At 45.3% G+C, this 20,269-nt stretch carries 14 protein-coding genes and 2 tRNA genes; 1 reads left to right on the top strand and 15 read right to left on the bottom strand.

Annotation, left to right across the window (positions count from 1 at the left end):
- Positions 1-28: 28 nt before the first annotated feature.
- Positions 29-3,922, bottom strand: a complete 3,894-nt coding sequence (gene purL / locus ACLD71_RS12055; protein WP_411990862.1) for a phosphoribosylformylglycinamidine synthase — start codon at positions 3,920-3,922, stop codon at positions 29-31.
- 179 nt (positions 3,923-4,101) lie between these two features.
- On the opposite strand from purL, the gene mltF reads away from it, so the two are divergent.
- The gene (gene mltF, locus ACLD71_RS12050) at positions 4,102-5,571 is read left to right on the top strand and encodes a membrane-bound lytic murein transglycosylase MltF (RefSeq protein WP_411990861.1); all 1,470 of its coding nucleotides are present in this window, start codon (positions 4,102-4,104) and stop codon (positions 5,569-5,571) included.
- Positions 5,572-5,794: 223 nt separating this feature from the next.
- Here the strand turns inward: mltF and tadA are convergent, their stop codons facing one another.
- The 14 genes from tadA to ftsH all read right to left on the bottom strand — a co-directional run bounded on the left by tadA (position 5,795) and on the right by ftsH (position 20,265).
- Positions 5,795-6,304, bottom strand: a complete 510-nt coding sequence (gene tadA, locus ACLD71_RS12045; RefSeq protein ID WP_411990860.1) for a tRNA adenosine(34) deaminase TadA — start codon at positions 6,302-6,304, stop codon at positions 5,795-5,797.
- 150 nt (positions 6,305-6,454) lie between these two features.
- Positions 6,455-8,569: a polyribonucleotide nucleotidyltransferase gene (pnp, locus tag ACLD71_RS12040; RefSeq protein ID WP_411990859.1), complete on the bottom strand. Its 2,115-nt coding sequence runs from the start codon at positions 8,567-8,569 to the stop codon at positions 6,455-6,457.
- 184 nt (positions 8,570-8,753) lie between these two features.
- A complete protein-coding gene (rpsO, locus tag ACLD71_RS12035; protein WP_016402372.1) occupies positions 8,754-9,023 on the bottom strand; it encodes a 30S ribosomal protein S15 in 270 nt (89 codons plus the stop codon).
- Positions 9,024-9,124: 101 nt separating this feature from the next.
- Positions 9,125-10,072, bottom strand: a complete 948-nt coding sequence (truB, locus tag ACLD71_RS12030) for a tRNA pseudouridine(55) synthase TruB (RefSeq protein ID WP_411990858.1) — start codon at positions 10,070-10,072, stop codon at positions 9,125-9,127.
- A complete protein-coding gene (rbfA, locus tag ACLD71_RS12025) occupies positions 10,072-10,494 on the bottom strand; it encodes a 30S ribosome-binding factor RbfA (RefSeq protein WP_411990857.1) in 423 nt (140 codons plus the stop codon). The genes truB and rbfA overlap by 1 nt, the downstream gene beginning before the upstream one ends.
- Positions 10,495-10,585: 91 nt before the next feature.
- Positions 10,586-13,243, bottom strand: coding sequence for a translation initiation factor IF-2 (gene infB, locus ACLD71_RS12020; RefSeq protein ID WP_137675435.1), 2,658 nt, complete (start codon positions 13,241-13,243; stop codon positions 10,586-10,588).
- Between the two features lie 23 nt (positions 13,244-13,266).
- Positions 13,267-14,763 carry a transcription termination factor NusA gene (nusA, locus tag ACLD71_RS12015; RefSeq protein ID WP_137675436.1) on the bottom strand — a complete coding sequence of 499 codons (1,497 nt, stop codon included), beginning with the start codon at positions 14,761-14,763 and terminating at the stop codon, positions 13,267-13,269.
- Between the two features lie 12 nt (positions 14,764-14,775).
- Positions 14,776-15,204, bottom strand: coding sequence for a ribosome maturation factor RimP (gene rimP, locus ACLD71_RS12010; RefSeq protein ID WP_373681423.1), 429 nt, complete (start codon positions 15,202-15,204; stop codon positions 14,776-14,778).
- 176 nt (positions 15,205-15,380) lie between these two features.
- Positions 15,381-15,457, bottom strand: a tRNA-Met gene (locus ACLD71_RS12005).
- 53 nt (positions 15,458-15,510) lie between these two features.
- Positions 15,511-15,596 (bottom strand) — tRNA-Leu (locus tag ACLD71_RS12000).
- Positions 15,597-15,601: 5 nt separating this feature from the next.
- A complete protein-coding gene (gene secG / locus ACLD71_RS11995) occupies positions 15,602-15,946 on the bottom strand; it encodes a preprotein translocase subunit SecG (RefSeq protein ID WP_137675438.1) in 345 nt (114 codons plus the stop codon).
- 160 nt (positions 15,947-16,106) lie between these two features.
- On the bottom strand, positions 16,107-17,444 hold the full coding sequence (gene glmM, locus ACLD71_RS11990) for a phosphoglucosamine mutase (RefSeq protein ID WP_137675439.1): 1,338 nt from the start codon (positions 17,442-17,444) through the stop codon (positions 16,107-16,109).
- Entirely contained in the window at positions 17,444-18,274 is an 831-nt protein-coding gene (gene folP / locus ACLD71_RS11985; protein ID WP_411990856.1) for a dihydropteroate synthase, read from the bottom strand. Before folP ends, glmM begins: the two co-directional genes overlap by 1 nt.
- Before the next feature lie 59 nt (positions 18,275-18,333).
- Entirely contained in the window at positions 18,334-20,265 is a 1,932-nt protein-coding gene (gene ftsH / locus ACLD71_RS11980; RefSeq protein ID WP_411990855.1) for an ATP-dependent zinc metalloprotease FtsH, read from the bottom strand.
- Positions 20,266-20,269 lie beyond the last annotated feature (4 nt).

Genomic DNA, 20,269 nt, shown 5'->3' with positions numbered 1-20,269 from the left:
GGGTGGCTTTTTACTCGCTAACGTTTGATTAACCTGCGTTAACGCGTGCGTTACGGAACATACGCATCCACGGGCTATCTTCGCGCCAGTCATCTGGATGCCACGAGTGCGCCACGGTGCGGAATACGCGCTCAGGGTGAGGCATCATAATAGTCACTCGACCATCTTTTGATGACAAACCTGTAATGCCTAACGGCGAACCATTCGGGTTAGCTGGGTATTGCGTGCTAGCTTCGCCATAGTTATCCACGTAGCGTAAGGCCACGGTACCACTGTTAGCTAAGGCGTCTAAATGCGCTTGGTCACGCACCTCTACGCGGCCTTCTCCGTGAGATACCGCGATAGGCATTTGTGAACCTGCCATACCGTTTAAGAAAATCGACGGTGATTGCTGTACTTCTACCAAGCTGAAACGCGCTTCAAAACGTTCTGATTCATTGCGCACAAAACGCGGCCACAAGTCCGCACCAGGAATCAGTTCACTGAGGTTGGACAACATTTGACAACCATTACACACACCCAGTGCAAACGAATCGTTGCGCTCGAAGAATGCACTGAACTGTTCACGCGCTCGGCTGTTAAACAGAATCGACTTAGCCCAACCTTCACCAGCACCAAGTACGTCACCGTAAGAGAAGCCACCACAAGCTACTAAACCTGCGAACTTATCTAGGCTCACTCGGCCAGCCAAAATATCGCTCATATGAACATCTACTGCTGCAAAACCAGCTCGGTCAAAGGCGGCAGCCATTTCGTGATGCGAGTTAACGCCTTGCTCACGCAAAATCGCCATTTCAGGCTTCAAACCTTTAACAATGAAAGGCGCAGCAACGTCTTCATTAATGTCAAAGCTTAAACCAATGTTCAAACCAGGATCTGCCGCATCAAACTTAGCGTCAAACTCTTGTTTTGCACACTCTGGGTTATCACGCAGCGCTTGCATTTGGTAAGTGGTTTCAGCCCAAACACCACGGTAATGAGTGCGGGTATTAGCCAATACCACTTCACCGTTGCGGGTAAAGCGGATAGCGTCATCATCGTTCAGTGAACCAATCACATGGCTGCAAGAGGCTAAGCCGTGACCTGCTAACACATTAAGTACTGCTTCTTTGTCTTCAGTTTTAACCTGAATTACCGCACCTAATTCTTCATTGAATAGTGCTTCTACACTGTCTCCAGCGAGCAAATCTAAGGCTACATTTACGCCGCAATGTCCTGCAAAGGCCATTTCTGCCACAGTAGTAAATAAACCACCGTCACTACGGTCGTGGTAAGCCAATAGTTTTTGATCAGCAGTGAGTGCTTGAATGGCATTAAAGAAACCTTTAAGCAGCTCAGGTGAATCAACATCAGGCACCTTATTGCCTAGCTGTTTATAAACCTGCGCTAAACACGACGCGCCCATGCGGTTTTTACCCTGACCTAAATCGATTAAGATTAAGTCTGAATCACCAAGGTCATTACGCAGCTGAGGAGTCACCGTTAGGCGAATATCTTCAACTTTGGCAAAAGCACTGATAATCAATGAAAGCGGCGAAGTCACAGACTTATCTTGGCCTTCATCTTGCCAAGCCGTCTTCATCGACATTGAATCTTTACCAACCGGAATGGTTAAACCTAGTGCAGGACATAATTCCTCACCTACCGCTTTAACCGCTTCGTACAAACCTGCATCTTCACCAGGGTGACCCGCTGCAGACATCCAGTTAGCCGATAACTTAATATTATTTAGCGAACCAATATTAGTCGCTGCAATGTTGGTTAGTGCTTCTGCTACCGCTAAACGGGCTGAGGCAGCGTGGTCAATCAGTGCCGCAGGGGTGCGCTCACCAACTGACATAGCTTCGCCATGGTAAGTATCATAGCTGGCTGCTGTTACAGCACAGTTCGCTACGGGTACTTGCCAAGGGCCAACCATTTGATCGCGAGCCACTAAGCCGGTAACACTGCGATCACCAATGGTAATTAAGAAGGTCTTCTCGGCAATTGCCGGCAAACGCAACAAACGCTCGGCCGCATCGCTTAAGTCTACTTTTTCAGTGTTGAAACCAGGGCCGTTAAAGCGAGCTGATTTAACATCACGATGCATTTTAGGGGCTTTGCCTAACAGAACCTCTAACGGCATACGAATAGGATCGTTGCCAAAGTGCGAATCGTGCAGGACTAAATCCATTTCTTCAGTTGCTACACCAATCACTGCATATAGCGCGCGCTCGCGCTCACAAATGGCATCAAATACAGCTAAGTGCTCTGGTGCTACAGCAAGCATGTAACGTTCTTGCGACTCGTTACACCAAATCTCTAAAGGCGACATGCCAGGCTCGTCATTTGGCACCGCGCGTAAATCAAAAATGCCACCGCGGCCACCATCGTTTACTAATTCAGGACAAGCGTTAGATAAACCACCTGCACCAATATCGTGAATAAAGGCAATAGGGTTCGCGTCACCTAGCTGCCAACAACGGTCGATAACCTCCTGACAACGGCGTTCCATTTCTGGGTTTTCACGCTGTACCGAGGCAAAATCTAAATCTTCGCTCGATTGGCCTGAAGCCATTGAAGAAGCCGCGCCGCCACCTAGGCCAATATTCATTGCTGGGCCACCCAGAACAATGATTTTTGCACCAACCGGGATCTCGCCTTTTTCTACGTGGTCTTCGCGAATGTTGCCTAAACCACCGGCCAACATAATCGGTTTGTGATAACCACGAACTTCTAAGCCGTTAAAGCTTTCTACTTGCTCTTCGTAAGTACGGAAGTAACCAAGAATATTAGGTCGACCAAATTCGTTGTTAAAAGCAGCGCCACCTAGCGGAGCTTCTAGCATAATCTCTAGCGCATTAACGATACGGCTCGGTTTACCAAAATCACTTTCCCAAGTTTGTTCAAAACCCGGAATACGCAAGTTGCTGACGGTAAAGCCCACCATGCCCGATTTAGGCTTAGAACCACGACCAGTAGCACCTTCATCGCGAATCTCTCCACCAGAGCCAGTAGCGGCTCCAGGGTATGGAGAAATAGCCGTTGGGTGGTTATGCGTTTCTACCTTCATAAGAATATGAATATCTTCTTGATGGTAGTTGTATTGCTTGGAGTCTGAATTTGGGAAGAAACGCCCCGCCACAGAGCCAGTCATTACCGCGGCATTATCTTTATACGCCGACAATACATAATCGCTGTTTAGCTCATAGGTATTCTTAATCATTTTGAACAAAGACTTAGGTTGTTTTACCCCATCAATTGTCCAATCGGCATTAAAGATTTTATGACGACAGTGCTCAGAGTTTGCTTGGGCGAACATCATTAGCTCTACATCATTAGGATTACGTTTCATTTTCTCAAAATTTTCTACTAAGTAGTCAATTTCGTCATCAGCTAAGGCTAAACCCAACTCTTGGTTAGCTTGCTCTAAAGCTTGTTTGCCACCGCTAAGAATATCTACCGATGTAAAAGGTGCTGGGCTAGCGTGTTCAAATAACGCAGCTGCTTGTTCCACCTCTGCATATACCGCTTCCATCATGCGGTCATGAATCAAGCTGTTTAATTGAGCGCCTTGTGATTCGCTTAACTCACTGCTGATTTCTACGTAGTAAGCAATACCACGCTCTAAACGTTGTACGTTGGTTAATCCACAATTATGAGCAATGTCGCTGGCTTTTGAAGACCAAGGAGAAATTGTGCCAGGGCGAGGAGTAACCAATAACAGTTTTCCAATTGGCTGGTGTTCTGCAATGGTAGGCCCGTAGGTTAATAACTTGTCTAATACTTGTTGTTCAGCATCACTTAAATCTGTAGATATATCAGCAAAATGCATGAACTCAGCATAGATAGAAGTAACAGGAAGGTCTTGCTCTGCGCAACGTTTTAACAGTTGTGCAATTCGAAAATCAGACAGTGCAGGTGCACCACGTAGTACCAACATATTTATGGCTCGCTTTTCCAGATGGAGGTGGGAGGGGGAAAATTGCGCGTATTATAGATAAAAACTGCGACAATGGTAAACAAAACGTTAGCTTAACGAGGAAAACCGCGCTTAAAGCTAGACAGCTAGGCGGATATCCATAAAATCGAATAAAAATATTAGTGTGGAAAACAAATTTGATGATTAAACAGCAACGCTTCACCCTGCTCTTAGCGTTGCTCGCTTTGTTTCTTTTGCAAGGCTGCGAACCCAAACCTTTTGTCTCTGAACTAGAGCAAATTCGCCAACGCGGAAAATTGCGCGTGGGAACGCTGTATAGTCAGCAAGTTTTCTATTACGACCAGCACGAGCAACCTACCGGCATGGAGTATGAGTTACTAGAGGATTTTGCCGCTTACCTTGGTGTTGAGCTGCAAATGGTGCCTTTATATAACCAAACCGAACTTTACCGAGGCTTGCACAACAAGCAGGTAGATTTATTAGGTGCAGCTTTATCCCCCACCAATGCACTACGTGAGAATTTTCGTTTCTCTCCTGAAATTTATCGCGTTGATGCCAAAGTTGTTTACAAGAAAAATACCCGCCGCCCCCGCGATATTAGCCAAGTTGACTCACCGTTATGGATTACCTCGGGCAGTTATCACCAGCCTTTATTAAAGAGTTACCATAAAGAAAATCCTGAGCTGAGCATAGAGGTGACTGACCGACTGGATAGTAGCGAACTACTTAAAAGCATTGTGGATGAGGAAATCCGCTTCGCCTTAGTCGACGATACCACCTTGGCGCTACATCAGCGCTTTTACCCAGATCTTGCCGAGGCATTTACTCTTAACAAATCTACGTCAGTGGTATGGATGGTTAACAGGCTTCGTGATGACAGTTTGTATAGTGCCTTAATCGAATTTATTGGAGAGAAGCACAACAGCGGTAGTATTACTCGTTTATATGAGCGTTATTTTGGCCATATTCAACGTTTTGACTATGTTGATACTCGCGCCTTTTTGCGCTCAACCACCACTCGCCTGCCGAAGTACGAAGACTGGTTTAAGCAATATGCGGGTAAACTAGACTGGCGCCTAATTGCTGCCGTGTCATATCAAGAGTCTCATTGGCGCCCGCACGCTAAATCGTTTACCGGTGTACGCGGCATGATGATGTTAACCCTTCCCACGGCTAAGTCTGTGGGAGTGACCAATCGGCTTGATCCAGAGCAAAGCATTCGTGGCGGAGCCGAGTACTTACAAAAGTTAATTAATCGCGTGCCCGACAGCGTGCGCGAAGATGACAAAATCTGGTTTGCCTTAGTGTCCTACAACATTGGTTTCGGCCACATGTTAGATGCCAGACGAATTACTAGAATGCGTGGTGGTGATCCCGATGCTTGGGTAGATGTGAAGGAAAATTTACCGCTATTGATGCGTAAAAAGTGGTATCAACAGACTCGCTATGGCTATGCTCGCGGCCAAGAAGCCTATAACTATGTGAACAATATTCGCCAATATTATCAAAGCTTACTGTGGTTAGATGCTCAAAGAAAAGAGTCTCAGCGACGCCAGGAGTTAATGAAGAATCGCGCGCCTTACCCAGTGAATAACCCTACAGATTCGGTAAGCACCCCGAATAAAACAGAGATTAATCCCAACAATTAGAGAATAATCTTGACGATTTGTCACAATACTGTCATGTTTTGTGCTTAATCTACAATGGAGATTAATAACAGTAAGCGTCCTGCCTAACATAATGGAGAGGATAGATAGTATGATTAGAAAAAAACGCGTTACCCTTCACTCGCCACGCCGCCGCATTCAACTGGCTCGTCAGCATCGTAAGGTTTTATTAAGACAACGTTCTTTTGTTTTGTCTGAAATGGGTTTAGTCAGCGTCGCTGGGTAAATCACTGCTCTGTTGTTTTTTTCGCAGCTTGTGTTGTTCACGACGCTTGCGGAAAAAACGACTAATAGTATCAGCGCAAGATTCAGCTAACACACCAGCTTCAATCTCTACTTTATGATTAAGCTGCTCACAATTAACAATATTAAACACACTTCCGGCCGCACCTGTTTTTAAATCACTGGCACCAAACACTAAGCGCTTCACACGGGCGTGCACCATTGCACCCGCACACATAGAGCAAGGCTCTAGGGTAACGTAAAGCGTGGTGTCTAATAGTCGGTAATTACCTATATTTTTGCCTGCCTCGCGCAATGCAAGCACTTCTGCGTGAGCAGTAGCATCATTTAGCGTAATGGTTTGATTCCAGCCCTCGCCCACCACCTCGCCTTGGTAAACCACCACTGCTCCCACTGGTACTTCGCCCTGAGCCTCAGCTTTCGCAGCTAAGTTTAGTGCATAATTCATCCAGTCAATATCAGTGTATTCCAAAACGATGTCTCTCAAGCTTAATTAGAGGGCGTATTGTAAACCCGAACAGTGATAGACAAAAGCCAGCAACTTAGGCTTTAACTCATTCACAATACAACAAACACAAAAAAGCCGGCGTATAGCCGGCTTTTTTAAAGATTAAATAAACGCTTATTCAGCAGGTTTTTCTGCTGGAGCTTCGCTAGGCGCAGCCGCTTCTTTAATACTTAAACGTACGCGACCTTGGCGGTCTACTTCTAGTACTTTAACTTTAACGATGTCGCCAACAGTTAGGTGGTCAGATACATTCGCAACACGCTCTTGAGAGATTTGCGAGATGTGTACTAGGCCATCTTTACCAGGAAGGATTTCAACGAATGCACCAAAGTCTGCTAAGCGAACAACTTTACCTTCGTAGAATTGCCCTGCTTCAACTTCAGCAGTTAACTGCTCAATACGTTTAATCGCTTCTTGAGCTTGCGCATTGTCAGTAGCAGCAACTTTTACAGTACCGTCATCTTCGATTTCAATAGTAGTACCAGTTTCGTCAGTAAGTGCACGAATCGTAGCGCCACCTTTACCAATAACGTCTTTGATCTTCTCAGGGTTAATCTTAAGCGTATGGATACGTGGAGCAAACTCAGAGATATCTTCGCGAGAAGTACCGATAGCTTGGTCCATTACACCTAGAATATGTAAACGCGCGCCTTGTGCTTGACGAAGAGCGATTTCCATAATTTCTTTAGTGATACCTTCAATCTTAATGTCCATCTGCAATGCAGAGATACCTTCAGAAGAACCGGCTACTTTAAAGTCCATGTCGCCTAGGTGATCTTCGTCACCCAGAATGTCAGAAAGAACAACGAAGTTGTCACCTTCTTTCACTAGACCCATTGCGATACCCGCAACAGAGGCTTTAATTGGAACACCTGCATCCATCAATGCCAATGAGCTACCACAAACTGAAGCCATTGAGCTAGAACCGTTAGATTCGGTGATTTCAGAAACAACACGTACTGTGTACGGGAATTCTTCTGAGCTAGGCATAACCGCAGCAACACCACGTTTAGCTAAGCGGCCGTGACCGATTTCGCGACGCTTAGGAGAGCCAATGAAGCCAGTTTCACCAACACAGTATGGAGGGAAGTTGTAGTGCAACATAAAGCGAGATGTTTGCAAGCCAGCTAGCGAGTCAATCATCTGAGCATCACGCTCAGTACCTAGAGTACAGGTTACTAGAGCTTGAGTTTCGCCACGGGTAAATACTGAGCTACCGTGAGTACGCGGTAATACGCCTGTCATTACGTCTAGAGCACGAATCATGTCTGGTTCGCGACCATCGATACGTGGCTCACCAGCAATAATGCGTGAACGTACTACATTTTTCTCTAATTTTCCTAGCTCGTCACCGATGTCTTGGCTGTCTAGTGCGTCGTCTTCAGCAGTTAATGCTTCAACAACTGATTTTTTGATTTCGCCAACTTTAGCGTAACGCTCAGTTTTATCAGTGATTTGGTAAGCTTCAGTTAACTTAGCTTCTGCTAACGCTGCTACTTTATCTTTAAGTACAACGTCTACTGCAGGTGCTTGCCAATCCCAAGCTGGTTTAGCCGCTTCTTCACATAGCTCGTTAATGGCAGTAATTACCGCATTAGATTGCTCGTGACCGTATACTACTGCGCCTAACATTACTTCTTCAGACAACAACTCAGCTTCAGATTCAACCATTAGTACTGCACTTTCAGTACCGGCAACCACTAAGTCTAGTTTGCTTTCTGGAAGTTCTTCAGTGGTTGGGTTAAGGATGTAGTTACCATCAATGTAACCAACACGTGCTGCACCAATTGGACCGTTAAATGGAATACCTGAAAGGCTTAATGCCGCAGAGGTACCAATTAGGGCAACAATGTCTGGTTGTACTTGTGGGTTAACAGATACCACAGTGGCTACAACTTGTACTTCGTTTACAAAGCCATCTGGGAATAGCGGACGAATAGGACGGTCAATCAAACGTGCAATTAAGGTTTCGTCTTCAGAAGGGCGACCTTCGCGCTTGAAGAAACCACCAGGAATTTTACCTGCTGCGTAAGTACGTTCTTGGTAGTTAACAGTCAACGGGAAGAAATCTTGGCCAGGAGTAGCGGTTTTCTTGCCCACTACCGATACAAATACTGTTGTATCGTCCATAGTTACCATTACAGCAGCGGTTGCTTGACGAGCAATAGCGCCAGTTTCGATGGTGACTGTATTCTCACCGTATTTAAACGTTTTTACGATAGGATTCACGTGAATTTCCTTTAATTTATGTGCTCTTTTAATTCGCGCTAAAGTATAAAACAATGCTATTGCAAAAGATAACTTTATCCTTATTAAAAGCCTTGTTATTGCGCGAGTTTGTGATTTTTATTTAGGCAACAAAAAAGGGAGCCATTAGGCTCCCTTTCGGTATTCTTTCTTGGCGACGTTAAAATTAACGACGTAGACCCAATTTAGCGATCAACTCAGCGTAGCTCGCTTGGTTTTTACGCTTCAAGTAATCAAGCAATTTACGACGCTGGCTAACCATACGTAGTAGACCACGACGGCTGTGGTGATCGTGAATGTGCTTCTTGAAGTGACCTTGCAAGTGGTTGATTTGTGCAGTTAACAAAGCAACTTGAACTTCAGAAGAACCAGTGTCTCCTGCTTCACGTGCGTATTCTGCAACGATTGCTGCTTTTTCAGTGCTACTTAGTGACATACTAACTCCTAAAAATGTAAATTTACTCTCCGCCAATCACTAACTCAGCGAAGAAGGACGCGCATTATATAGCGCGTTCAGAACAGTTGCAAGCAACTAGCTTAACTATCGCTGCTTTGAATCAAACGCTTGGGTGCCACTAAACCATCATCATTTAGCTGGCCAATTCCAACAAATCGACGTTGCTCGCCAATAGTCAGCCTGAACACATCATTCAACGGCGCGCCAGCCACTTGCATAGCTTGCCCTTGCATTAAATATCCACCCAAGCCTTCAGGGATATTTACTTCAGGTAAATGCTCAACTGCGGAGTCCATTGGCAACAATAAAGGGTCCAATAACTCTTTAGGTGCAATCTCCTGCTCATTGGCTTGTTCCAATAAGGCTTCAAGTTGCTCCGGCGTAACCATTCGCTCACTTGGGTAATTAGCTACTTGCGAGCGATGCAATTTAACCACATGTGCGCCACAGCCAAGCATTTCACCTAAATCATCAATAATGGTACGAATATAGGTACCCTTACTGCAGTGCACGTCAAGCGTTAGCATATCGCCTTCAAGCGAAATGAAGTTGTTCTCATACACTGTAATCGGCCGAGCTTCGCGCTCAATAGTGATACCTTCGCGAGCATAACTGTATAAAGGCTTACCATTGTGCTTTAACGCCGAGAACATCGACGGCACTTGATTGATAGGCCCTCGAAAAGTATCTAAAGCCGCTTCTACGTCTGTTTGATTAACGTTTACTTCACGTTGCTCAACCACTTCACCATCTGAATCAGAGGTATTAGTACGAATACCTAGCTGAGCAGTTACTTGGTAACGCTTATCTGAATCGAGCAAGAACTGTGAAAACTTGGTCGCTTCTCCCAAACAAATAGGCAGCATACCAGTCGCTAAAGGATCTAACGCGCCTGTATGCCCTGCCTTTTGAGCAAAATAAATCCGCTTAATACGCTGCAAAATGCCGTTAGACGACACGCCAGTAGGTTTATTCAGCAGAAGGATGCCATCAATCGCGCGCCCCTTTTTTCTGCGTCCTTGTCCCATTACTCGCCCTCTTTCTCTTGCTCTACGTCGTCGACTAATGTACGACCAGAAGCTTCCGCTTTTTGCTTATCGTCTTTTACCGCTTTAGTCGCCAGCTCTGTCATGCGTAAACCTTCACGCAATGAGCCGTCGTAATGAAAACGCAACTCTGGTACCGCACGTAAACGCATTGCTTTAGCTAGTAGATGACGAACATAACTAACATGTTCTTCTAACGCTTCTAGGCTAGCTTTTACCGCGTCTTCGCTGTCATCTAAAAAAGTGACAAAGACTTTGGCATAAGCTAAATCTCGGGTCACTTCTACCGCTGATACTGTTACCAGGCTCAAGCGAGAGTCACGTACTTCACGCTGTAAAATAACAGCAACTTCTTTTTGAATTTGTTGGGCTACCCGATCAGGGCGGCTAAATTCTCTAGGCATCACATTTCTCCTGATACCACTCCCAAGGGAGCATTAAAAACACAAATGGGGGCGCAAGCCCCCATCTTAGAGATAATGTATAAACTTACACTTACAGTGTGCGTTTAACTTCTACTATCTCAAATACTTCGATTTGGTCACCAGCACGCACGTCATTATAGTTCTTAACGCCGATACCACATTCCATACCGTTACGAACTTCGTTTACGTCATCTTTAAAGCGGCGTAGAGATTCTAGCTCACCTTCATAAATAACCACGTTTTCGCGTAGTACGCGGATTGGGTTAGAACGCTTAACTTGACCTTCAAGTACCATACAACCAGCAATTGCGCCAAGTTTAGGTGACTTAAATACGTCACGAACTTCTGCCAAGCCCATAATCTGCTGTTTGAATTCAGGGGCTAATAGACCCGTCATCGCACTTTTCACTTCATCGATTAAGTCATAAATTACGCTGTAGTAGTGTAAATCTACGCTTTCTGATTCGATGATGCGGCGCGCAGTTGCGTCGGCACGAACGTTAAAGCCAAGAACAATTGCGTTAGACGCTGCAGCAAGGGTTGCGTCGGTTTCAGTGATACCACCTACACCACGACCAATGATGTTAACTTTAACTTCTTCTGTAGACAGTTTAGTTAACGAATCTGCAATTGCTTCTAGTGAACCTTGTACATCAGATTTCAATACAATGTTCAGCTCTTGAACCTCACCTTCTTCCATGTTGGCAAACATGTTTTCTAGTTTAGATTTCTGTTGGCGAGCAAGCTTAACATCGCGGAACTTACCTTGACGGTACAAGGCTACTTCGCGGGCTTTCTTCTCATCACGAACTACTGTCGCTTCGTCACCAGCTTGTGGCACACCAGAAAGACCTAAAATCTCTACTGGAATAGACGGACCAGCAGTCTCAATATCTTTACCGTTCTCATCTCTCATAGCACGAATACGACCGTATTCTAAACCACAAAGAATGATGTCACCTCGTTGCAACTGACCATGCTGAACTAAGATAGAAGCGACTGGACCACGGCCTTTATCAAGACGAGACTCAATAACCACACCTGAGGCTGCACCAATATGGCTAGCAGTTAGTTCAAGAACGTCTGATTGCAATACAATGGCTTCTAATAAGTCATCGATGCCTTCACCGCTTTTCGCTGATACGTGAATAAACTGAACATCACCACCCCAGTCTTCTGGAATAACTTCATGTTGTGACAATTCATTCTTAACGCGATCAGGATCTGCGCCTTCTTTATCCATTTTGTTTACAGCAACAACCAATGGAACTTCAGCCGCACGAGCGTGCTGAATCGCTTCAACAGTTTGAGGCATTACACCATCATCTGCAGCAACGACTAACACAACGATATCGGTTGCTTTAGCACCACGAGCACGCATTGAAGTAAACGCAGCGTGTCCAGGAGTATCTAAGAAGGTAACCATGTTACCGTTAGTTTCAACGTGGTAAGCACCAATGTGCTGGGTAATACCACCCGCTTCACCATCGGCAACTTTAGCGCGGCGAATGTAATCAAGTAGCGATGTTTTACCGTGGTCAACGTGACCCATAATGGTAACAACAGGAGCACGTGTAGTTTGCTCGCCAGTTGATTCAGCTTCTTGCATAACTTGTTCTTCAAGTGCATTTTCTTTTACAAGAACAACTTTATGGCCAAGTTCTTCAGCTACTAAAGTAGCAGTTTCTTGGTCAATCACTTGGTTAATGGTCGCCATGGCGCCCATCTTCATCATCGCTTTAATCACTTCGGTCGCTTTAACTGCCATTTTGTTAGCTAGTTCACCAACAGAAATGGTCTCGCCAATGCGAACGTCACGCTCTACTGGCTGCGCTGGCTTATTGAAGCCATGCTGCATAGCAGAAGGTGTTGCAACCTGACGCTTGTTACCTTTACGGCCACCGCGGCGATTGTTGTTATCGTCATTTTGCTTAGGCTTACGCTTTTTACGACGTGGTGCTTCAGCTTTTTGCTCTTGCTCATCTTCTGCGGCTCGCGCATAAGTAGAGGTAGTTACGTGGTAGTCTGCTGACTCTTCACGTTTCTTACGAAGCTTTTCTTCTTCGGCCCAACGAGCAGCATTTTCAACTGCCAGTTTTTTAGCTTCTTCAGCCTTTTTCTCGGCGTCGGCTTCAGCTTTAGCAATAGCAGCTTCTTCTTGCTTACGTGCAATATCAGCAGCTTCTTTCTCAGCAGCTAGTTGCTCTGGAGATTTCTCTGCATCAGCTTGCTTAGAGGCTTCTTTCGCTTTAGCGGCGGCAGCGGCAGCGGCGGCAGCTTTCTCTTCACGCTTAACTTTGTCTTCTGCAGCCTGCTTAGCAGCAGCTTCAGCAGCTTGCTTAGCAGCAGCTTCAGCGTTAACGCGAGCAGCTTCTTCAGCTTCAATGCGTTCTTTTTCTTCTGCTTCTTGCTTAGCCTGTTCTTCAACAGCGCTACGCTTCACATATGTGCGTTTCTTGCGAACTTCAACTTGTACAGAGCGTGCTTTACCGCCACCAGTACCAGCAACATTCAAGGTGCTTTTTGTTGTGCGCTTCAAGGTCATACGGCTTGGCGAGCTTTCTTCACCATGCTGTGATTTTAAGTGCTCAAGAAGCTTAGTTTTCTCTTCTTGAGTAACACTATCGGTTAAAGATTTTTTAATACCAGCGTCTGCAAATTGCTGAATTAGTTTATCTTCGTTTGTTCCCACGTCGGTCGCGAGTTGTTTAATTGAAACTTCTGTCATCGGGCTATAATCCTCCGTCGACCTTATTCTTCGTCGCCGAACCAACAAATCTGTCTGGCGGCCATAATCAGTTCGCCGGCTTTTTCTTCCGACAATTCTTCGATATCTTCTAACTCGTCAATGCCCTGCTCTGCAAGGTCTTCCAAGCTGATTACACCTTTACTAGCGAGTACAAATGCCAGGTGGCGTTCCATACCTTCTAGAGCAAGTAATTCTTCACTTGGTTCAGCATTGTCTAAAGACTCTTCTTTAGCTAAAGCTTCTGTAACGAGTGCTGCTTTAGCACGTTCGCGCAAGGCATTTACCATATCTTCATCTAGACCTTCAATACTCAGTAACTCGTTAACCGGTACATAAGCAATTTCTTCTAGAGTGGTAAAACCTTCTTCCGCAAGTACTTCAGAGAACTCTTCATCAATATCTAAATATTGTACAAAAGTATCTACCGCTTTTTGTGCTTCAGCTTGATGCTTGCTATTAGCATCTTCAACGGTCATCACGTTAAGTTCCCATCCCGTAAGTTGAGAAGCAAGACGAACATTTTGACCATTGCGACCAATCGCTTGCGCTAAGTTGTCAGCTTCAACAGCAATGTCCATTGAATGACTATCTTCATCAACGATGATTGAGGCAACTTCAGCTGGCGCCATAGCGTTAATCGCAAACTGTGCTGGGTTATCGTCCCATAACACAATATCTACACGCTCATTGTCCAACTCACCCGATACAGCCTGAACACGCGCGCCGCGCATGCCCACACACGCACCAACAGGGTCGATACGGCGATCGTTACTTTTCACTGCGATTTTTGCACGAGAACCTGGATCGCGGGCAGCCGCTTTAAGGTCAATCATTTCTTCAGCAATTTCTGGCACTTCAATGCGGAATAATTCAATCAGCATTTCAGGGCGAGTACGGCTCATAAACAATTGGGCACCACGCGCTTCGGGTTTAACTTCATAAAGTAAACCACGCACGCGGTCACCTGGTCGGAATGCTTCACGAGGAAGAGATTCTTCACGATGAATCACTGCTTCTGCGTTATTACCTAGGTCAACAATGATATTTTCACGGCTTACCTTTTTAACAACACCTGTTACTAATTCGTTAACTTGATCGAAGTACTGCTCAACCACTTGAGCGCGCTCAGCTTCACGTACTTTTTGTACGATAACTTGCTTAGCAGTTTGTGTAGTAATACGGTCAAATACTACTGACTCAATTTGTTCTTCTACGTAATCACCAAGTTCTTTATCTGGTTCTTCGTATTGGGCAGCTTCTAACGTAATTTCACGATAGGGGTTCTCAATCGCTTCTTGGTTTTCTACCACCATCCAACGACGGAACGTTTCAAAACTACCGTCCTTACGATCGATATCTACTCGAACTTCGATATCACCTTCATATTTTTTCTTGGTTGCAGTGGCTAAGGCGACTTCCATAGCTTCGAAAATCTTTTCGCGCGGCAACGCTTTTTCGTTAGATACCGCGTCAACAACCAACAAGACTTCTTTGTTCATTCCTGGCCCTCTTTAATCAAACTGGGGAACTAGATGCGCTTTTTGTACGTTACCCAGCGCGATCCGATGTTGTTCTTTGTCTACTGCAAGTACGACAGTGTCGTCTTCTACAGCAATAATTTCACCCTGCCATTTGCGGCGATTGTTTACCGGCATACGTACTTGCAAAAAAGCAATCTCGCCAATAAAACGTTGGTAGTGTTCCGCTTTAAAAAGGGGGCGTTCTAAACCAGGAGATGACACCTCAAGGTTATATTCGGTACTAATTGGATCTTCAACATCCAAAATAGCGCTAGCTTGTCGACTTACGTCGGCGCAGTTATCCACGTTAATACCGTCTTCATGATCAATGAAGATACGTACAATGGAGTGCTTGCCAGCACTGACATATTCAATACCTACCAACTCAAATCCCAGCGCTTCAACCGCTGGAGTAAGCATGTCAGTTAGTCGTTGTTCTACAGTTGCCAAGGTTCCCCTCCAGAAACAAAAAAAGGGCGTAAAAGCCCAGTTCTAGCACCTAAGGTGCGGCGCGAAAATAACAAAAAGCCCCGAATGAAGCGGGGCTTTAAAATTTCTGAGCCTTTTACACTACCCATACCGAAGTATTTGATAGTTGGTTGCGGGAGCCGGATTTGAACCGACGACCTTCGGGTTATGAGCCCGACGAGCTACCAGACTGCTCCATCCCGCGTCCGATTGCCGAGGATTATAACAATCACTCTGACAGTATGCAAAAATAACTATTGGTGCCGAGAGCGGGACTTGAACCCGCACGTCCATAGGACACTACCCCCTCAAGGTAGCGTGTCTACCAATTCCACCACCTCGGCTAAAATTAGTTTGGTACGTCGCTACCTGGGCTAGCAGGTGATACCGGTACATCACCATCTTGGATAACTTGTTCTGCTGCAGGTTGCGATAAATCGCCCCACTCATCAACTTGTTGTGTTTGTTTGGCAGAGAGGTTGCCTAACACTAAGCTGATAACAATAAACAAGGTAGCAAAAATGGCCGTTGCTCTAGTTAGGAAGTTACCTGAACCAGAAGAACCAAACACAGTGTTTGACGCGCCAGAACCAAAAGATGCGCCCATGTCGGCACCTTTGCCTTGCTGAATTAACACTAAGCCAATTAAGGTTAGCGCTACTACTAAATAAACTACTAATAAAATTTCGTACATTCTCTTTCACCTAAGTCTGGGTCGGCCTTTAATCCGACCGTCATTTAGTGAAACACAAGTCACCAAAGCGGGCGAGATATTAGCGAACCTCTGCGACTAATACAAGCACCAGCTTCAAAAAACTTTTACTCTGTGTTCAACCGTTTAAATATTGTTCGCTTTAATCGCAAGCAACACGTACTGCTTCAGCAATATCGTTTGCGCATTGTTCAACTAATGCGGAATCGGCACCTTCTACCATTACACGTAGCAATGGCTCAGTTCCGGACTTGCGCAATAAAACGCGACCAGAATCACCTAACTGCGCTTCGGCTTTTTGCTGGGCCATTTTGACCAAATCGCTACTCAGTGGATCTGATTCGCCTTTAAAACGAACGTTCACTAGCAACTGTGGGTATAAAGTCAGCTCGCTTAATAAACCGCGCAAACTTTGCTTTTGCGCCAACATAGCGGCTAGCACCTGTAATGCAGCAACAATACCATCGCCAGTGGTGGTATGACCTAGGCAAATAATATGGCCTGAGTTTTCGCCGCCGTAGCTCCAGCCTTTTTCAGAAAGCTGCTCCATAACGTAACGGTCACCTACTTTTGCACGGCTAAATGGAATATCCATATCAGCAAATGCCTGCTCCAGCGCTAAGTTGCTCATTAACGTACCAACAACCCCACCACTTAGATGATGGCTTAATTTCGCATCTCGAGCCAAAATGTAGAGGATTTCGTCACCGTCAACTTGCACGCCGTGTTGATCTATCATCATCACGCGGTCGCCATCACCATCAAGAGCAATACCTAAGTCGGCTTTATGCTCTAACACTTGCTCAGCTAATAAGCCGGTATCGGTGGCACCACATTTCTCATTAATATTAAGCCCGTCTGGCTGATTACCAATCGCGATAACTTCAGCGCCTAACTCACTAAACACTTTAGGTGCGATATGGTAGGTGGCACCATGAGCACAATCGACTACTATTTTTAATCCAGCAAGGCTGAATTTGTTAGGAAATGTACTCTTACAGAACTCAATGTAACGACCTGCTGCGTCTTCGATGCGGCGGGCTTTACCTAAAGCCGCAGACTCTACACACGTCATAGGGTTATCAAGCTCAGCTTCAATGGCCAGTTCTACGTCGTCAGGTAATTTAGTGCCGCCAGCTGAGAAAAACTTTATACCGTTGTCGTAGTAAGGGTTATGTGAGGCGCTGATTACAATGCCCGCTTCTGCGCGGAAAGTGCGTGTCAAATAAGCTACCGCAGGGGTTGGCATAGGGCCAACAAAACTTGCTTGAACACCCGCTGCCGAAAGCCCAGCTTCTAAAGCCGACTCCAACATATAACCAGAAATACGGGTGTCTTTACCAATCAACACTTTACGCGTTCCAGTACTCGACAATACCTTACCTGCAGCCCATCCTAGTTTTAATGCAAATTCGGGAGTAATTGGGTATTCACCCACTTTTCCACGAACACCATCCGTGCCAAAATATCGTCTTGTCATTACTTACTCATCTGTACTTTAGAAAAAATTGTTAGTGCATCTACCGTTTCTTTAACGTCATGCACACGAAATATGTGGGCTCCTTGTTGAGCCGCTAACACTGCGCCGGTAATACTTGCTGCTAATAGATTATCTGTCGATGTAGACAATAATTTACCGAACATGCTTTTACGCGACATGCCTGCCAATATGGGCAAACCTAACTGTTTAAACTCATTAAGTTGAGCTAACAGCTGAAAATTATGGTCAAGAGTTTTACCAAATCCAAAACCAGGGTCAACTATTATATTCGATTGGCAAATACCTGCCGCAACACAGCTCTCAACTCGCTGCTTTAGGTAAGTGATTACTTCGCTAATAACATCTTGGTACTCAGGATTTGCTTGCATAGTGCGCGGCTGTCCCTGCATGTGCATTAAACACACGGGTACGTTTAAGCGCGCAGCTACCTCTAAAGCACCGGGTTTGCTTAAAGCACAAACATCATTAATGATATCGGCACCGGCTGTAACGGCCTGCAGCATCACTTCAGGTTTGTTGGTATCAATAGAAACTAAACACTCGAAGCGTTGCTTGATCTCGGAGATGAGACTCACTGTTCTCTCTAACTCATCTTCAAGACTTACCTCAGCGGCGCCAGGGCGAGTCGATTCGCCACCAACATCTATAATATCAGCCCCTTCCTCTAGCATTTGCTCTACGCGCGCTAATGCCTGCTGACGAGCAAAATAGCTGCCACCATCTGAAAAAGAATCTGGGGTGATATTAAGAATGCCCATGATCACCGGTCGAGAAAACTGATGAGAGCCAATATTGAATGCTTGAGTCATATTTTTTACTTACAAAAAAGCCCTGCAAGCAACTTACAGGGCTAATAAATTATTACCAATTACTGTGCTGGATCTTCACCTACAGTTTTTGGCTGTTCAGGTTTCTCGGCCTTAGGCTCATCGCCCTTGTCGTTAGACTCTGGCGGAGTACTTGGTTTATCTGAATCATCCCAATCAGCAGGCGGACGCGGTGTTTTGCGTTCCATCAAGTCATCGATTTGCTTAGCATCAATAGTTTCGTACTTCATCAACGCATCTTTCATGGAATGTAACACATCCATATTTTCGTTGAGTAATGCTTCTGAGCGCTTATAGTTACGATCAATCACCGCTCGAATTTCTAAATCGATAGCCTTAGCTGTATCGTCAGACATATGCTTAGTTTTAGCAGCGCTACGACCTAAGAACACTTCGCCTTCTTCATCAGCGTACAGTAACGGTCCCATAGAGTCAGATAAGCCCCACTGGGTAACCATTTTACGTGCAATTTCAGTCGCGCGTTCAATGTCGTTACTCGCCCCTGTAGACACTTTCTCATCGCCGTAGATAATGCGTTCAGCTAATCGCCCACCGTAGAGACTAGAAATCATACTCTCTAGGTGTTGCTTGCTATGACTAACTCGATCTTGTTCAGGTAAGTACATCGTGACACCTAAAGCTCGACCTCGTGGAATGATACTTACTTTGTAAACAGGATCGTGCTCAGGCACTAAGCGCCCAACAATAGCATGACCCGCTTCATGGTAAGCAGTCATCTCTTTCTCGGCTTCAGTCATCACCATAGATTTACGCTCAGCGCCCATCATGATTTTGTCTTTAGCTTTTTCAAACTCTTCCATTGAAACTGTGCGCTTGCTACCACGAGCAGCAAATAGCGCAGCTTCGTTTACTAGGTTAGCTAAATCAGCACCAGAGAAACCTGGAGTACCACGTGCAATAACTGCAGCATCTACGCCATCGCCTAGAGGAACTTTGCGCATATGCACTTTAAGAATCTGCTCACGTCCACGAATATCAGGCAGACCTACTGTTACTTGACGGTCAAAACGACCTGGACGCAGTAAAGCTGGATCTAATACATCAGGGCGGTTCGTTGCAGCAATAACAATAATACCTTCGTTACCCTCAAAGCCGTCCATTTCTACGAGCATTTGGTTAAGAGTTTGCTCACGTTCGTCGTGACCACCACCTAAACCTGCACCACGTTGGCGACCTACCGCATCAATTTCGTCGATGAATATAATACAAGGTGCCGACTTTTTAGCTTGTTCAAACATGTCGCGCACACGAGATGCACCCACGCCCACAAACATTTCTACAAAATCAGAACCAGAGATAGTGAAGAACGGTACTTTAGCTTCACCAGCAATAGCTTTAGCTAAAAGGGTTTTACCTGTACCTGGAGGACCCACCATCAAAATACCAGTAGGGATTTTACCGCCTAACTTTTGGAATTTAGTAGGGTCGCGCAGATAATCAACCAGCTCACTGACTTCTTCTTTCGCTTCATCACAACCAGCAACATCAGCAAAAGTAGTTTTAATTTGGTCTTCGCTCATCAAGCGCGCTTTACTTTTACCAAATGACATTGCGCCTTTACCGCCACCGCCTTGCATCTGACGCATAAAGAAGATCCAAACACCAATCAGCAGTAGCATTGGGAACCACGAAATAAAGATAGAAGTTAACAAGCCTTGTTCTTCTGGCTGCTCACCCAATACCTTCACGTTGTGATTGATAAGATCATTTAACAAGTCTTTATCATGCAGAGGAATAATTGTGCTGAACTGTTCACCAGTACGCTTGATGCCTCGAACATCTTGCCCACTGATTCTCACTTCGCGGATCTGTTCTTGATTCACTTCCTTAACAAAGGTGGAATAATCCATTTGCCGACCACTGTTTGAATCAGGGCTAAAGCTTTGGAATACAGACATCAAAACCACTGCTATTACTAGCCATAGAATCAGATTTTTTGCCATGTCACTCAAGACG

This window comes from Agarivorans sp. DSG3-1 (assembly GCF_046774965.1).
In the GTDB taxonomy this organism is placed as follows: Bacteria; Pseudomonadota; Gammaproteobacteria; order Enterobacterales; family Celerinatantimonadaceae; genus Agarivorans.
The sequence above is the reverse complement of the archived record's forward strand: the minus strand, read 5'-3'. Positions and strand labels throughout refer to the sequence as shown.

Excerpts from the sequence above, each read along its gene's own strand:
- mltF (WP_411990861.1), top strand. The coding sequence starts at position 4,102 with ATGATTAAACAGCAACGCTTCACCCTGCTCTTAGCGTTGCTCGCTTTG.
- rimP (WP_373681423.1), bottom strand. The coding sequence starts at position 15,204 with ATGCTTACTCCAGCGGTTGAAGCGCTGGGATTTGAGTTGGTAGGTATT.
- folP (WP_411990856.1), bottom strand. The coding sequence starts at position 18,274 with ATGACTCAAGCATTCAATATTGGCTCTCATCAGTTTTCTCGACCGGTG.
- purL (WP_411990862.1), bottom strand. The coding sequence starts at position 3,922 with ATGTTGGTACTACGTGGTGCACCTGCACTGTCTGATTTTCGAATTGCA.
- nusA (WP_137675436.1), bottom strand. The coding sequence starts at position 14,763 with ATGAACAAAGAAGTCTTGTTGGTTGTTGACGCGGTATCTAACGAAAAA.
- secG (WP_137675438.1), bottom strand. The coding sequence starts at position 15,946 with ATGTACGAAATTTTATTAGTAGTTTATTTAGTAGTAGCGCTAACCTTA.
- rbfA (WP_411990857.1), bottom strand. The coding sequence starts at position 10,494 with ATGCCTAGAGAATTTAGCCGCCCTGATCGGGTAGCCCAACAAATTCAA.
- rpsO (WP_016402372.1), bottom strand. The coding sequence starts at position 9,023 with ATGTCACTAAGTAGCACTGAAAAAGCAGCAATCGTTGCAGAATACGCA.
- infB (WP_137675435.1), bottom strand. The coding sequence starts at position 13,243 with ATGACAGAAGTTTCAATTAAACAACTCGCGACCGACGTGGGAACAAAC.
- glmM (WP_137675439.1), bottom strand. The coding sequence starts at position 17,444 with ATGACAAGACGATATTTTGGCACGGATGGTGTTCGTGGAAAAGTGGGT.
- truB (WP_411990858.1), bottom strand. The coding sequence starts at position 10,072 with ATGGGACAAGGACGCAGAAAAAAGGGGCGCGCGATTGATGGCATCCTT.